This window comes from Paenibacillus doosanensis (genome assembly GCF_025060755.1).
GTDB lineage: Bacteria > Bacillota > Bacilli > Paenibacillales > NBRC-103111 > Paenibacillus_S > Paenibacillus_S doosanensis.
In genome coordinates this window covers 155,816-170,350 of the sequence record NZ_JANYUY010000003.1, presented here as the reverse complement: position 1 = coordinate 170,350, position 14,535 = coordinate 155,816, and the positions used below count along the sequence as shown (strand labels likewise).

The 14,535-nt window shown below is 52.7% G+C and carries 13 protein-coding genes; 3 read left to right on the top strand and 10 right to left on the bottom strand.

Annotated features, from left to right (window positions below):
* Positions 1-230: 230 nt before the first annotated feature.
* Entirely contained in the window at positions 231-1,955 is a 1,725-nt protein-coding gene (gene acsA, locus N0M98_RS04610) for an acetate--CoA ligase (protein ID WP_249862693.1), read from the bottom strand.
* Positions 1,956-2,201: 246 nt separating this feature from the next.
* Between acsA and N0M98_RS04605 the strand changes: the two genes are divergently transcribed.
* Both N0M98_RS04605 and N0M98_RS04600 read left to right on the top strand, forming a co-directional pair.
* Positions 2,202-2,834: a GNAT family N-acetyltransferase gene (locus N0M98_RS04605; RefSeq protein ID WP_249862692.1), complete on the top strand. Its 633-nt coding sequence runs from the start codon at positions 2,202-2,204 to the stop codon at positions 2,832-2,834.
* Positions 2,835-2,892: 58 nt separating this feature from the next.
* Complete coding sequence (locus N0M98_RS04600) at positions 2,893-4,068, top strand: acetoin utilization protein AcuC (RefSeq protein ID WP_249862691.1); 1,176 nt, start codon at positions 2,893-2,895, stop codon at positions 4,066-4,068.
* Positions 4,069-4,192: 124 nt separating this feature from the next.
* Here the strand turns inward: N0M98_RS04600 and N0M98_RS04595 are convergent, their stop codons facing one another.
* Both N0M98_RS04595 and N0M98_RS04590 read right to left on the bottom strand, forming a co-directional pair.
* On the bottom strand, positions 4,193-4,984 hold the full coding sequence (locus N0M98_RS04595) for a class I SAM-dependent methyltransferase (RefSeq protein ID WP_259617071.1): 792 nt from the start codon (positions 4,982-4,984) through the stop codon (positions 4,193-4,195).
* A gap of 46 nt (positions 4,985-5,030) precedes the next feature.
* Positions 5,031-5,213: a CD3324 family protein gene (locus tag N0M98_RS04590; protein ID WP_259617070.1), complete on the bottom strand. Its 183-nt coding sequence runs from the start codon at positions 5,211-5,213 to the stop codon at positions 5,031-5,033.
* Between the two features lie 194 nt (positions 5,214-5,407).
* On the opposite strand from N0M98_RS04590, the gene N0M98_RS04585 reads away from it, so the two are divergent.
* On the top strand, positions 5,408-5,851 hold the full coding sequence (locus N0M98_RS04585; protein WP_259617069.1) for a VOC family protein: 444 nt from the start codon (positions 5,408-5,410) through the stop codon (positions 5,849-5,851).
* Between the two features lie 209 nt (positions 5,852-6,060).
* Here the strand turns inward: N0M98_RS04585 and N0M98_RS04580 are convergent, their stop codons facing one another.
* The 7 genes from N0M98_RS04580 to N0M98_RS04550 form a co-directional block, all read right to left on the bottom strand.
* Entirely contained in the window at positions 6,061-7,443 is a 1,383-nt protein-coding gene (locus tag N0M98_RS04580; protein ID WP_259617068.1) for a glycine--tRNA ligase, read from the bottom strand.
* Between the two features lie 23 nt (positions 7,444-7,466).
* A complete protein-coding gene (locus N0M98_RS04575; protein ID WP_259617067.1) occupies positions 7,467-8,168 on the bottom strand; it encodes a 5'-methylthioadenosine/adenosylhomocysteine nucleosidase in 702 nt (233 codons plus the stop codon).
* A gap of 69 nt (positions 8,169-8,237) precedes the next feature.
* Entirely contained in the window at positions 8,238-9,251 is a 1,014-nt protein-coding gene (gene ccpA, locus N0M98_RS04570) for a catabolite control protein A (protein ID WP_259617066.1), read from the bottom strand.
* 301 nt (positions 9,252-9,552) lie between these two features.
* Positions 9,553-9,972: a hypothetical protein gene (locus tag N0M98_RS04565; RefSeq protein WP_249862684.1), complete on the bottom strand. Its 420-nt coding sequence runs from the start codon at positions 9,970-9,972 to the stop codon at positions 9,553-9,555.
* 300 nt (positions 9,973-10,272) lie between these two features.
* Positions 10,273-10,806: a type 1 glutamine amidotransferase domain-containing protein gene (locus N0M98_RS04560; RefSeq protein WP_249866509.1), complete on the bottom strand. Its 534-nt coding sequence runs from the start codon at positions 10,804-10,806 to the stop codon at positions 10,273-10,275.
* Positions 10,807-10,836: 30 nt separating this feature from the next.
* Positions 10,837-12,570 (bottom strand): phosphoenolpyruvate--protein phosphotransferase, encoded by a 1,734-nt coding sequence (ptsP, locus tag N0M98_RS04555; RefSeq protein ID WP_249862683.1) that lies wholly within the window; start codon positions 12,568-12,570, stop codon positions 10,837-10,839.
* Positions 12,563-14,452, bottom strand: a complete 1,890-nt coding sequence (locus tag N0M98_RS04550; RefSeq protein WP_259617065.1) for a glucose PTS transporter subunit IIA — start codon at positions 14,450-14,452, stop codon at positions 12,563-12,565. The genes ptsP and N0M98_RS04550 overlap by 8 nt, the downstream gene beginning before the upstream one ends.
* Positions 14,453-14,535 lie beyond the last annotated feature (83 nt).

The window sequence follows — 14,535 nt, the reverse complement described above, 5'->3', positions numbered from 1 at the left end:
GCCGCGGAAGCTCTCCGGTACGAAGAAGCAAAAAAGGATGGTTTACAGGCTCTTGAGACAACGAAGAGCTTCGTAGAACCATCCTTTTTTTGGGCTTGATGCGCCGTATGAAAATCGCGAGCATAATAAGAAAACCGCGAAAAACACCCTGCTCGAAGGAGCGATCTTAGCGGCTGGCTGCGCTCTATCTCCGGCAGGGTGCTTAACTATTGACCGTTTATTTTTCTAATCTAATCTTCGATCGTGGACAGATCGCCTGTCGGCAAATTCAGCTCCCACGCTTTCAGCACGCGGCGCATAATTTTACCGCTGCGCGTTTTGGGAAGCTTATCTCTGAATTCGATCTCGCGAGGAGCGGCATGCGCCGACAATCCGACTTTGACGAATTTGGAAATATCCGCCTTCAGCTCTTCCGACGGCTCGAAGCCTTCGCGCAGGGCGATAAACGCTTTAATGATCTCGCCGCGCATCGGGTCCGGTTTGCCGATAACCCCGGCTTCCGCTACGGCAGGATGCTCAACCAGTTTGCTCTCGACCTCGAACGGGCCTACGCGTTCGCCGGCCGTATTAATTACGTCGTCGATACGTCCTTGGAACCAGAAGTAGCCGTCCTCGTCACAGTAAGCCGAGTCACCGGAAATATACCACCCGCTGATGCGGAAGTATTCCTCGTATTTGGCCGGGTTGTTCCAAATTTTGCGCATCATCGACGGCCATGGCGTCTTGATCGCCAGGTTCCCCATCCGGTACGGCGGCAAAATGTTGCCCGCGTCGTCGATAATGGCGGCTTCCACGCCGGGAAGCGGCTTGCCCATCGAGCCCGGACGAATCGCCATGCAAGGATAGTTACAGATCAATTGTCCGCCGGTTTCGGTCATCCACCATGTATCGTGAATGCGCTGATTGTATACCTTCAATCCCCAGCGGACAACCTCCGGATTCAGCGGCTCCCCTACGCTAAGCACATGGCGCAGCGCGGATAGATCGAACTGCTTCGATACGTCGTCTCCAGCGCCCATCAGCATGCGAAATGCGGTCGGAGCGCTGTACCAAACGGTCACCTTGTACTTCTCCAGCGTTGCGTACCAGTCCTGCGGGCTGAAACGGCCGCCGCGGATCACGTTGGTAACTCCGTTGAGCCAAGGAGCGAATATACCGTACGATGTGCCCGTTACCCAACCCGGGTCCGCCGTACACCAATATACGTCGTTATCCTGCAGGTCGAGCACGACGCGACCCGTATAATAATGCTGAAGCATCGCGTTATGGACATGGAAGACGCCCTTCGGTTTACCCGTCGATCCCGAAGTGTAATGAATCAGCATGCCGTCTTCGCGGTCCACCCATTCCAGCTCCAGCTCATCCGAGGACTGCGCCATTTCTTTATGATAATCGACTTGGCCTTCGGCCAGATCGATATTATCGCCGACGAGAATCACATGCTTCAAGTCGGGCAGTTCGCTCACAGGTACGCGGTGTACGAGAGCCGGCGTCGTAATGATCGCTACCGCGCTGCTGTCCTGCAGGCGGTCTCTGACGGCCGTTTCCATAAACGCTTCGAACAGCGGGCCCACGACGGCGCCGATCTTAATCGATCCAAGCAAGGAGAAATACAGCTCCGGCGTGCGCGGCATGAAGATGAACACACGGTCGCCTTTGGCAATGCCCAGCTTGCGCAGCACGTTGCCGAAGCGATTCGACTGCAGCTTCATCTCTTGATACGTATATTGCTCATCCCGCTTGTCGTCGCTGTAATAAAGGGCGACTTTATCCCGTCTCTGCGAATCGGCATGACGGTCAATCGCCTCATGGGCCATATTGACTTTGCCGGTAGTAGACCAGGAAAATTGCTTTTCTATGGCTTCCCAGCTAAACTGGGCGCGCTCTTCTTCGTAATTTTTCATGTTCGATGTTTTGGAAACGGCTTCAATACTCTCAACGTTTGCGTGATCCATTTGCTACTACCTCCTAATATGTGCTATCAATAATTCCCATTTTCATTGAAACGCTTACATCCGAAGTAAGCAGTCTTCGATTTCCACAACGAATATTATACCACAGACTCCGCTTATTAGACTATTTCTTTTCTTGCCGCCGATTTTTTGGTATAGTATCAGACAAGCATGGGTGCGCAGGATAACTCAAAAAAACAATGGACAACAGTACCTCCGCTCGATCCGCAAGAAGGGAGACAACTAGCTATGGAGCATCATAAAATATATCATTCCCGCCGCGTCCCCTATCGCGATTCGCAGATTATAGTGGAAGGCCCCGTACCTCCTGCGCAGCTCAAAACGTACCGGATGCACCGCGATCTGGACGCGTTCCGGCGTCCCAAAGACCAGTTCGAAGCGCTGGTTGAAATAGCCGAGCTGCCGGAAGGCCGCATTATTTTATCCCGGCTGGACGATGAAATCGTCGGCTATGTCACATTTCATTACCCTGACGAAATGGAGCAGTGGTCCCAGGGCAATATGGAGGACCTCATAGAGCTCGGCGCCATAGAAGTGGCCGACGACTACCGCGGGCTCGGGCTCGGCAAGCGGATGATCCAGCTCGCCTTCGAAGACGGCCAATTGGAAAATATGATTACTTTTACGACCGAATATTACTGGCATTGGGATTTGGAGAAAAGCGGTCTAAGCGTATGGGATTATCGACAGATGATGGAAAAGCTGATGAAAAGCGTGGATATGGTCTGGTTTGCGACGGATGATCCGGAGATTTGCTCTCATCCCGCCAACTGCCTGATGGTGAAAATCGGCAAACAGGTTCCGCTTTCTTCGGTCGAACAGTTCGACCGTGTTCGTTTTCGGCAGCGGTTCATGTATTGAGCCGGCTGCAGCCAATTCCAACACCGTTTGAGAGGAACGAGCCATGGGGGCGGAAATTATGACAAAGTCATCACTCTTCGTTTATGACGAACATGAAACCGGCTATCGGTTTCATAACGAGCATCCTTTTAATCAAGAACGATTGCTGCTTACCGTAGACCTGCTTCGCAAGCTCGGAGCGCTGCCGGAGACGGCGCTGCGCCGTCCGGCAGCCGCCTCCGAGGAGCAGCTGCGGCTTGCGCACAGTACCGACTACATCGAAGCCGTGAAAGCGCTTAGCCAGGAGGCCCCTCAAGAGGCGTGGCTGAAGCAGGCCGCCAAGTACGGCTTCGACGACGAAGATACGCCGATGTTCAAGGGAATGCACGAAGTCACTTCGCTGCTCGTCGGCGCCTCGATCCGCGCTGTCGACGAAGTGATGAGCGGCCGCACCCAGCATGCGCTGCATATGGGCGGCGGGCTGCATCATGCGCTGCGCAATAAAGCAGCCGGCTTCTGCATCTATAACGACGCCTCCGTGGCGATTCAACACGCTAACAACCAATACGGTGCGCGCGTGCTGTACATCGATACGGACGTGCACCACGGGGACGGCGTCCAATGGAGCTTCTACAGCGAGCCCGAAGTGTGCACGCTGTCCATTCACGAGACCGGAAAATATTTGTTTCCGGGCACGGGCGCGGTCAACGAGCGCGGCGAAGGCAGCGCCTTCGGCACCTGTATTAACATTCCGGTCGAGCCGTACACCGAGGATGCGTCTTGGCTGGAATGTCTGGAAGAAGTGCTCGATAAAGCGGCGGCCCATTTCCGGCCGGACCTCATCGTATCGCAGCATGGCTGCGACGCGCATGCTTACGATCCGTTGTCCCATGTCCATTGCAGCATGGACATTTACCAAGCGATGCCGCGGCTGATCCACCGCCTGGCCCACCGGTACAGCGGCGGGCGCTGGGTCGCGCTCGGCGGCGGCGGCTACGACTTCTGGCGCGTCGTACCGCGCGCCTGGAGCCTGCTCTGGCTCGAGATGAGCGACCATCCGATGGTCGCCCGTCTCGAGCGCGAGCCGGCGCTGGAGCTGCCCGCTGCGTGGCTCGCGCGCTGGCAGCCCCACAGCCCGGTCGAGCTGCCGAAGACGTGGCTCGACGACAACAGCTGGACGCCGATGCCGCGGCGCACCGAGATCACGGCCAAAAATCGCCAAACGAAGGAACTGGCGATGCTCTATTTATCTTAACCGCACGAGAGGCGCCGCTTTTACCGCTGCGCCTCTCGCCGTTTTATTCTGACATAATAAAAGCTTGTCGAGCCGCCGTTTCCCCATAGGATGAGAGCGGAACGAGTTAATATCTCCTTCGCTTTTACTTAACCGCATGTATCGAAACCCATTGAGGAAGGCCTGCCATCGAATTCAATTTCCAATTGCGCAAATCCTCCAGTTCTTGTGCTGAGAGCGAATCCCCTTCACTCGTTGACTCATCGACCCAAAATGAGCCATCTTCCGCAAACATTTCTTCGATATGCTTGACACTTAGACCTGATGAAATTATAGCATTGACTATATCTTGCATACGCCAATGAAGTCTTGGAACTTCATCAATAAGAAAAGGCCCCGCAGCATCATATGGCTTGACTAGCGTTAGCTTCCCTTTATCCAGCTCAAAAGGGCGAAGGAACGGGTGTATATCGAACATGATATAAGCGCCGCCCTTTTTAAGAATTCTTCTAATGCTGCTGTACATGGAATTCAAATCGGCAATCCATACATGGACTCCATTGGACGTATATACAAAATCGTATTCATCGCTTTTCACACTGCTTAGCCTCATGGTATCATCGCAAATAAATTCAATGTCCCAACCATATTTGCCAGCTAAATTCGAGCTGTGTTCAATTTGTTTTTCCGATATGTCGCACGACGTTACTTTCGCCCCCATCATATGAAGAGCGAACACGGCAAGGTTATCCCCGCTTGAAGGAACAAGTACTTTCTTTCCCTTCAAATCCGGCAAAGCCGCTTTGATCATGGAGAATGTTGTGCGGTGAAACGCCGATTCGGGGTTTTGTATTATTTTTGCTATCGCCTTGTCTGTCCTGTACCTTTGATACCACGTTTCAGACCATTCATTCCATATTCTTTTTACATTATCCATGTCGATACCTGCCTTGAATTATTTGTTAACATGATGCGACTTGATCCTACTTTACTTTTTGGAGTAAATGATTTTTCTTATGCAAATATTTTCTGCTTCCTGAATTTTGGCCCCACTTTTTATGCGTTTCTTCGGGGAAGGGAATATACAGTATTCCGCCTTTTATATACTTCTGTATTTCCTTTACCAACTCTTCAGGAAGGACGGTAACTGCGTTCATATATTTCATTTTAGCTCCGCTCCTTAAAATTTGGGTTTTAAGGGGCAAGCGATTAAAGGCAAACTTCTCCTAATTAATTTCGTCAGTATGGTTCAACTTTCCTGCCCTTGTTCATCATTTGGAGGGAAGCAGTAATTGTTGATAGAATAAAATATGAAGAGGAACAGGTAATCAAAATTTGTACATACGAGGAGATTAAAGCTATGGCAAAAAACAAATTACTACGAATGGATAATGTTGGCATCGTTGTAGAATCCCTTGATGACGCAATCTCTTTCTTTGAGGAGATTGGCTTGAAGCTCGAAAGGCGAACTACTGTCGAAGGTGAATGGGCGGGTCGCGTAACCGGGCTGGGTTCGCAGTGCGTAGAGATTGCTATGATGGTTACCCCGGATGGCCACAGCCGACTTGAACTTTCGCGATTTCTCACCCCTCCTGCCATATCAGATCACCGAACTGCTCCTGTAAATGCTCTCGGTTATTTACGCGTCATGTTCACCGTTGAAGACATTGATGAAATGGTATCCAGACTCACTAAGTATGGTGCTCAGCTCGTTGGCGAAATCGTTCAGTACGGGGACTCGTATCGGCTCTGCTACATTCGCGGAAATGAAGGACTTCTAATCGGTTTGGCGCAACACGTATAACCACCGCATTCACGCTTCGGTCTGGGCGATCGTCAGTCACGTAAACAAGAAACGAGGAAGTCATTGCCGGGACACATCCGCACCGGCTAACCGCATCTTGGCCGGCAGCAAGCTGCCTTAACTCTGCGGGACTTCATGCCAAAAACCCGCGGCAAAGGGAACGCTCTTGCGCTTCCCCTTACCGCGGGCTTTTTTATGTTTCGTGCTTATTAGAATTGAATATTCGCTTCGATAAACGATTTCAGCTCGCTGATCGGCATCCGCGTTTGCTCCATCGTATCGCGGTGACGCACGGTAACTTGACCGTCCTGCTCGGACTCGAAATCGTACGTAATGCAGAACGGCGTGCCGATCTCATCGTGGCGGCGGTATCTTTTACCGATCGAACCAGTATCGTCGTAATCGACCATAAAGTGCTGAGACAAGTCCGCGAAGATGCTTTGCGCGCCTTCAGCCAGCTTCTTGGACAGCGGGAAGATCGCAGCCTTGATCGGCGCCAGCGCCGGGTGAAAATGCATCACCGTCCGCTTGTCGTCCCCTTCCAGCTGCTGCTCCTCGTACGCGTCAATCAGGAATGCCAGCGTAACGCGGTCTGCGCCAAGCGATGGCTCGATGCAGTAAGGAACGTAGCGTTCGTTTCCTTCCTGATCGATATAATTGAAATCTTCGCCGGAATGCTCCATATGCTGCTTCAAGTCGTAATCGGTACGGTCCGCAATCCCCCACAGCTCGCCCCAGCCGAACGGGAATTTGAACTCGATATCGGTCGTCGCGTTGCTGTAGTGGGACAGCTCGTCTTCGGAATGATCGCGCAGGCGGATATTCGCTTCCTTCAGTCCCAAGCTAAGCAGCCATTGATAGCAGAAGCTTCTCCAATATTCAAACCACTGCAGATCCTCTCCCGGCTTGCAGAAAAACTCAAGCTCCATCTGTTCGAATTCGCGCGTGCGGAACGTGAAGTTGCCCGGCGTAATTTCATTGCGGAAGCTTTTGCCGATTTGGCCGATCCCGAACGGCAGCTTCTTTCTCATCGTCCGTTGGACGTTTTTAAAGTTGACGAAAATGCCTTGCGCCGTCTCCGGACGCATATAAACGACATTGGAGCTCGATTCCGTTACGCCTTGGAACGTCTTGAACATCAGGTTGAATTGGCGGATGTCCGTGTAATCGAACGCTCCACAGTCGGGACAAACGATGTGATGCTCTTTGATCAAATCCATCATTTGGTCGAAAGTCATGCCGTCAACGACAATCTCAATGCCTTTTTCGGCAAGCGCGTTTTCGATAATTTTATCCGCGCGATGACGCGATTTGCACTGCTTGCAGTCGATCATCGGATCGTTGAAGTTTCCGACATGGCCGGAAGCGACCCAGGCTTGCGGGTTCATCAAAATGGCGGCGTCCAATCCGACGTTGTACGGAGACTGCTGAATGAACTTTTTCCACCAAGCGCGTTTAATATTGTTTTTCAACTCGACGCCGAGCGGGCCGTAATCCCATGTGTTAGCCAAACCGCCGTATATTTCGGAGCCCGGGAAAATAAATCCCCGATGCTTCGCTAACGCTACAACTTGATCCATAGTTACTGTCATTGAATGTTCTCTCCTTCTATGTTCTACAGATGCTTAAGCATATGCTCAACGATTGCGTACGAATTCTCCGATGCTTGGACGGTAAATTCGGCGAAATTCACGTGCGCGGAACCGTCCGCCTTATCGGACATCGAACGGATGACGACATGCGGAATGCCGTTCATTGAGCAAACCTGCGCTACGGCCGCCCCTTCCATCTCCGTGCAGGCTCCCTGAAGCTCCGTATACAGCCGTGAAACGGTTTCGCGGCTCGCGATAAACTGATCGCCCGACAATACCCTGCCGGCCTTCACGCGCCCGTCAAACAGCTCCTGACCCGCATGAACCGCCAGCTCGCGCAGTTTATCGTCCGACGCGAACAGCGACGTTTCCTCGTAAGGGATCGTCCCCCGCGGAAAGCCGAGCGCCGTTACGTCCATATCATGCTGCATGGATTCGGAGCCTACGACGATGTCCCCGACATTCAGCTCGGGATCGACCGCTCCCGCTACGCCCGTAAAAATGATAGCGTCCACGCCATATGTATCGATCAGTACTTGCGTCGTCACGGCGGCGTTCACTTTGCCTACCCCCGACTTGCACAGTACGATCGTTTTTCCGTGAAAGCTTCCTTCACGGAAATGAATCTTCGCTTTCTCCGAGTCGCGAACCTGCTGCATGTGTTGGACAAACAGCTCGATCTCTTCTTTCATGGCGCCGATCACGCCAATTTTCTGATAAGACAAATTCGCTTCCCCCTAATAACATCCTTGATCAGAGCATGCGGACCATGGACTACAAAAGAAAGAGGCTCATTAACGATGAGCCACCGAGTTTCTATGAATGACCTCATGCGGTAAAATCACCTGCATTTGCTCCGATGCATCCTTGGTTTCTTTATTCATCAGCTTCGTCAAGAGTCTCATCGCAACGGCTCCGATATCGTACATCGGCATCGCCACCGTCGTTAATTGAGGGCGAACCATCGACGCCATGCGAATGTTGTCTACGCTAATGACGGACATATCTTCCGGCACCTTCAAGCCGTTATCCTGCAACGTATGGATCGCTCCGATAGCCATCTCGTCCGTAGCCGCGAAAATAGCCGTTGGCCGCTCGCTCAGCTCGAGGAAATGCTTCGTTACTTCCAGCCCGGATTCGTAACGGTAGTTGCCGATTCTGACGTATTCTTCGCGCAGCGGAATACCGGCCGCTTCCAGCGCCTTCTTATATCCTTGATAACGGGCGAAGCCGTTGGCCGGGTCCTGCAAAGTTCCCGAGATCATCGCGATATCGCGATGGCCGTTCGCGATCAGATGGTTGACGGCGTCGAACGCCGCTTTCTCATGATCGATATCGACCGACGCGATCGTGTTGTTCTCGTCGGTTGTGGCGCAAAGAACAATCGGCACGGCGGAAGTTTTGAACGCTTGAATATGCTCGTCCGTTACAACGCCGCCCATAAACAGCAGCCCGTCGACTTGCTTCTCCAGGAGCGTGTTGATGACCCGGATTTCCTTCTCTTTCTTCTTGTCCGCATTACACAAAATGATGTTGTAATGGTACATATTCGCGATATCTTCGATGCCCCGGGCGACTTCGGAAAATATCGAGTTCGAGATATCCGGAATAACTACGCCGACCGTAGTGGTTTTCTTGCTGGCCAAGCCTCTGGCGACAGCGTTCGGCCGGTATCCCAGCCGTTCAATGGCTTCGAATACCTTCTTCCGGGTTTGTGGCTTCACGTTAGGATTATTATTGACAACCCGTGAAACGGTTGCCATGGAAACGCCTGCTTCTCTGGCTACATCATAAATAGTTACAGTCACGGTCATTCTCTCCATTATATTAAAATGTATAATGCTGCGATCATATACTATTAAGCCTTATCATACGACAAAATACGGTTTTACGCAATGAATTAGGCATCGTCTTACCTGCTATAGTAACAAAAAAAAGCAAAAAAAGCCAACTGCGGCGCAGAAGGCTTAGAAAAAACCGTTTATCAACGTTTTTTACAGGAAATTTACGGCATACGACAGTTACGTTTTTCCCTGAAAGCAAGCGCAATAAAACCGTGCCTCTTCGGCACAGGCAGGCGCCTCGCTAAGGCTCCGTATGTATGGAGTGTCAGGGCAAGTCGTTGACCGAGACGGCGTGCTTGGCGATTTGGCCGAGCCGGGTGCGGATCTCCTCGGTCCAGGCTTCATCCTTCAAGGATTGAGCAAGCAATAACAGATCCAGCAGCTCGTTGATCCGATTCTCTATAATTTTTTCTACCGGATCTGCCGCATGCTCTTTTTCCGTCACCTTCTTCAACAAATAGGCGATTTCGCTAATGTCGTTAAATGACAACTGCTGCTTTTCCGGCAGATGTCCCAGTTTCCCGATGATGCCGGTGAGCTCCGGCTTCACTTCTGCGAATACTTCGCTTCGCTGACAAGATTCGCATGAATAAACAGGAACGTTCTCGATTTCCACTTTGTTCTGATAGATGACAGTACGCAGCTTTATGCTCATCGCGCTGCCACACTTGCACTGCTTCTGCAACCTTACCACTCCTTCATTCCAACAACAACGCATTGTAGCGGCATTATAACGACCCCGTCTGGAACCGGCATCATCAGGCTCCGTACGCTGCTTTATACGGCCGTAGCCCCCGTCAAGCGACTTCGTTTCGGATATTGACGATTAGGTCCGGGATCATTAGACTAATGCTCTTTAGAGTACAAATTCTACTTACGGATGCATTCTCCTGCTGGAACGAGGCTAGTAATATTAACCACACCGCTGCCTCTTGGCTCGGCGGGCAGGAAGCGCATGAGAGAGCCGCGAGCTTTCGCCGGGCTTTTAACGCTTCGTAAATTCGGCAAGCACTCTCACGAACTCCTTGGTGAAAGCAGGCAGGTCGGGCGGTCTGCGCCCGGAGACGATATTGCGGTCCACTACGACCTCCTGATCGACCCAAACGGCGCCCGCATTTTCCAAATCATCCTTGATGCCCGGAGTGGACGTCATCGTGTATCCGGCGCAAATTTTGGCCGAAGCGAGCACCCAGCCTGCATGGCATATATGAGCAATCGGCTTCTCAGCCTCGTGGAATTCTCTTGTCAAGCGCAGCACGTCGGCATAGCGGCGCAGCTTGTCCGGCGCCCAGCCGCCAGGAACATACAAACCGATATAATCCTCCGATCGGACGTCTTCTATCGCGTATTCCGTCGTTAACGGAACGCCGTATTTCCCGTGATAGACGGTCCCCGACTTGGGCCCCGCCAAATGCACCTCGGCCCCCGACTCGCGCAGCCGAAGCACGGGATACCACATCTCCAAATCCTCGAATTCTTCATCTACGAAAGCAAGCACTTTATAGCCTTTCAATTCCATTGCCTTCACTCCATCCTTATAAAATTCTCTTTATTTCGTCAGCACGTCCTGCCGCAAATGGCGGTTGAGCACTTCCATGACGTCCTTGCTGTTCGCGCAGCGCAGCAGCTCGCTCCATATTCCCGCTCCTTCGCTGAAGCGGCTTTGCAGCAGGCTGTTCTTGACGCGCAGGATCGATTGGACCGACATGCTCAGCTCCGTAATGCCGAGTCCGATCCATATCGGCAGCGCGCGGATGTCGCCCGCGAGCTCCCCGCAGACGCTCACATGAATATTGGCCGACCTGGCGGCCTCCACCGTCGACTTCAGCATCCGCAGCACCGCAGGGTGGAAAGGATCGTACAAATGGGCGACCGTTTCATTCATCCGGTCTACGGCCAGTATGTACTGAACCAGATCGTTGGTTCCGATACTGAAAAAGTCGACCTTCTCGGCGAGCAAATCCGCAATGATGACCGCGGCGGGAACCTCGATCATGATGCCCACCTCAATCTCCTCCTGAAAGGGCATCCCTTGCTCTCTCAGCTCCCGTTTGGCCGTCTCCAGCACATCGTTCGCCTTGCGCAGCTCCTCCAGCGACGAGATCATCGGGTACAATATTTTGATATTCCCGTAATGGCTGGCGCGCAGAATGGCTCTAAGCTGCGTCTTGAACAAGTCGGTGCGGTCAAGCGAGATGCGGATCGCCCTGTAGCCGAGCGAGGGATTGTCTTCCTCCGGCAGCTCGATATAGTCGAGGCTCTTGTCCCCGCCGATATCGAGCGTTCGGATGACGACCCGGTTGCCTGCCATCTTTTCGGCGACCTGACGGTAAATCTCGAACTGCTCTTCTTCGAGAGGCAGACTGTCCCGATCCATGTACACGAATTCGGTCCGGAACAGGCCGACGCTGGAGGCCCCGTTTTTCAGCACCTGATCGAGCTCCTTGACGGAGCTGATATTGGCTGCCAATTGAAAATCGACGCCGTCCGACGTTTGCGCGGGCAGATGAGCGAGCGTTTGCAGCTTGTCTTTGAGCTTTTGCAGTATCGCCTTGCGCGTCTTATACTCCTCGATCAGCGCTTCGGACGGATTGATATAGACTTTGCCTTCGTCCCCGTCGATGATGAGGTAATCGCCGTTTTGAATCGGCGTATTCAGCTTGCCTTCGAGCCCCAGCACATAGGGGACACCCATCGCGCGGGCCATGATGGCCACGTGCGAGGTTTTCCCTCCGAGCATCGTCACGAGTCCGAGCGCCAGGTTGATGTCCAGATGGACCATTTGCGACGGAGACAGCTCTTTGGCGACCAGAATGTAGGGCTGGTCCTTCGGAGGGAATGTCTCCTCAAGCGCCCCGAGCAAATGCTTCAGAAGGCGGTTGCCGACGTCCTTGATGTCGAGCGCCCGCTCTTTCATATACTGATCGTCCAGCAGATCGAACATATTGACGAATTTCTCTATCGCCTCTTTGACTGCGACCTCGGCCGCTTTATATTGGCGCTGCATAATGCCCTGAACCTCGTTCATAAAGATCGGGTCCTCCAAAATCGCCAAATGCGCATCGAAAATCGATGTCTGTTCTTCCCCTAATACCGAGACGAATTCTTGCTTTATCGTTTCAATTTCATCCTTGGACGAACGAATGCCATCGTACAGCCTTTCGAATTCATAAGCCAAATCGGTGACATCGATCAGCTTCTCCGGAAAGTCCCATTCCCAGGTCGGAATGACGAAAGCTTTTCCCATCGCGATCCCTGATGAAGCTCCGATCCCCTCAGCCAAAAGTGTTCCCTCCCCCTGTAGCATCCTTCAAGACGACAGACATGACGGACGCCTGTCCTTTTTTAACCGTTTTGAACGGCGCGAAGCTCCAAGACTTCACTTTGTCCACATTGGTTATAATCATCGGCGTAGCCAAAGACTTGCAATTCTTTTTCACCTTCTGCAGGTTGAAGCGAATGAGCAGCTGCCCCGCCTCTACCTGATCGCCTTCCTTCACAAGCGCGGTAAACCATTTTCCCTGCAATTGCGAAGTGTCTATACCGATGTGCAGCAGCACCTCAAGCCCTTCCTCCGTTTGAATGCCTACCGCATGCAGCGACGGATACAGAATCATAATCTTGCCGGATACCGGAGCGACCAACTCGCCTTTCTCCGGCATGAACGCCACGCCGTTGCCGACCAGCCTTCCGGCGAAGATCGGATCGGGGACCTCCTCCAGCGGAATCATCCTGCCCTGCATCGGAGCGCTGAACAGCACGGGATGGACATCCTTCACCAGCACCTTCTTGATCTCCTCGCGAATCAGCTCCGAGTACGTGCCGAAAACGACTTGAACGTTCCCGCCTCCCAGGCGGATGACTCCGGCGGCCCCAAGATGTTTCAGCGCCGCAATGTCCATCAGACGGTCGTTCTCGAGCGTCAATCGGAGCCGCGTAATGCAGGCTTCCAGCTTCTTGATGTTGTTCTTGCCTCCCAGCGCCTGCAAAATCAGCGGCGAACGGTATGGAATATCTCCCGCCCATTCTTCGAGCTGCGAGCCTTCCTCCCTGCCGGGAGTCGGAATCCGGAAACGGCGTATCGCCCAGCGGAACAGAAAATAATAGACAAGGAAATAGCCGAGTCCGATAGGAATCAGCATCCAGCCGTTATGCGACAGATGGAAGTTGATCAAATAATCGATGGCTCCCGCCGAATAGGAGAAGCCGTGATGAATGTCCAGCGCATACGCGATCCACATCGACAATCCCGACAAAATGGCGTGAACGATGAAAAGATAAGGAGCGACGAACAAGAAGGCGAACTCTATGGGCTCCGTAACTCCGGTCAGAAAGGAAGCGAGCGCCGCAGTCAAGAACGTGGCGCGGATTTTTGGCTTCAAGTCCTCCCTCGCCTCGTGAATGATCGCCATCGCGATGGCGGGCAGAGCAAACATCATAATCGGATAAAGCCCGGCCATATAGATGCCCGCTTTCGGGTCTCCGGCAAAATAGCGCGGCAAATCCCCGAACACCATCTCTCCGCTCGGTTTCTCGTATGCGCCCAGCTGGAACCAGAAAAAGTTGTTGAACACGTGATGAAGCCCTGAAGGAACTAGCAGACGATGGATGACTCCGTACACGAACGTGCCGAATCCCCCTAATCCGAGAACGGCATTAGAGAGCGTTTGCATGAATAATTCCATATAAGGGCCAAATTGGATCGTGATCAAACTAAGCGCCAGAATGGATAATCCCATAAGCAGCGGAACCATGCGGGGCCCGCCAAAAAATTGAATCGATTCCGGCAATTGAATATCTTTGACGCGATGATACAAAATCGCGGCAATCAGCCCGATGAGTATCCCCCCGGGGATTCCCAGATGGAACTCGTCCCCCATATAATGCCGGGTCGCCTGATTGAACATGATTTGCCCGATCAGCGCCGACATGCCGGCGATCCCTGCGCTCTCCGTCAAGCCCAAGGCGACGCCGACGGCAAAGATCATAGGCAAATAAGTAAATATCGTGTTGCCGAAAAACAGCATGAGCTCCCCGAAACGGGACATATGTACGTCTTGCCAAGGCAGCGTGCCGAGCCGCAGCAATACCGCCGCAACCGGGATGGTAATGGTCGGAAGCATGAGTGACCGGCCCAATTGCTGCAAATTCCCCATCCAGTTCAAACCAACCGCACCCTCCTTTCTATCTCGATGGTAAGGCCAATGTCCCTTTTTGTCAAACAACCCCAAACCAATTGTTCGGGGCT

What these genes read in the sequence shown, in the direction of transcription:
- acsA (WP_249862693.1), bottom strand. Translation starts at nt 1,955, where the DNA reads ATGGATCACGCAAACGTTGAGAGTATTGAAGCCGTTTCCAAAACATCG.
- N0M98_RS04605 (WP_249862692.1), top strand. Translation starts at nt 2,202, where the DNA reads ATGGAGCATCATAAAATATATCATTCCCGCCGCGTCCCCTATCGCGAT.
- N0M98_RS04600 (WP_249862691.1), top strand. Translation starts at nt 2,893, where the DNA reads ATGACAAAGTCATCACTCTTCGTTTATGACGAACATGAAACCGGCTAT.
- N0M98_RS04595 (WP_259617071.1), bottom strand. Translation starts at nt 4,984, where the DNA reads ATGGATAATGTAAAAAGAATATGGAATGAATGGTCTGAAACGTGGTAT.
- N0M98_RS04590 (WP_259617070.1), bottom strand. Translation starts at nt 5,213, where the DNA reads ATGAAATATATGAACGCAGTTACCGTCCTTCCTGAAGAGTTGGTAAAG.
- N0M98_RS04585 (WP_259617069.1), top strand. Translation starts at nt 5,408, where the DNA reads ATGGCAAAAAACAAATTACTACGAATGGATAATGTTGGCATCGTTGTA.
- N0M98_RS04580 (WP_259617068.1), bottom strand. Translation starts at nt 7,443, where the DNA reads ATGACAGTAACTATGGATCAAGTTGTAGCGTTAGCGAAGCATCGGGGA.
- N0M98_RS04560 (WP_249866509.1), bottom strand. Translation starts at nt 10,806, where the DNA reads ATGGAATTGAAAGGCTATAAAGTGCTTGCTTTCGTAGATGAAGAATTC.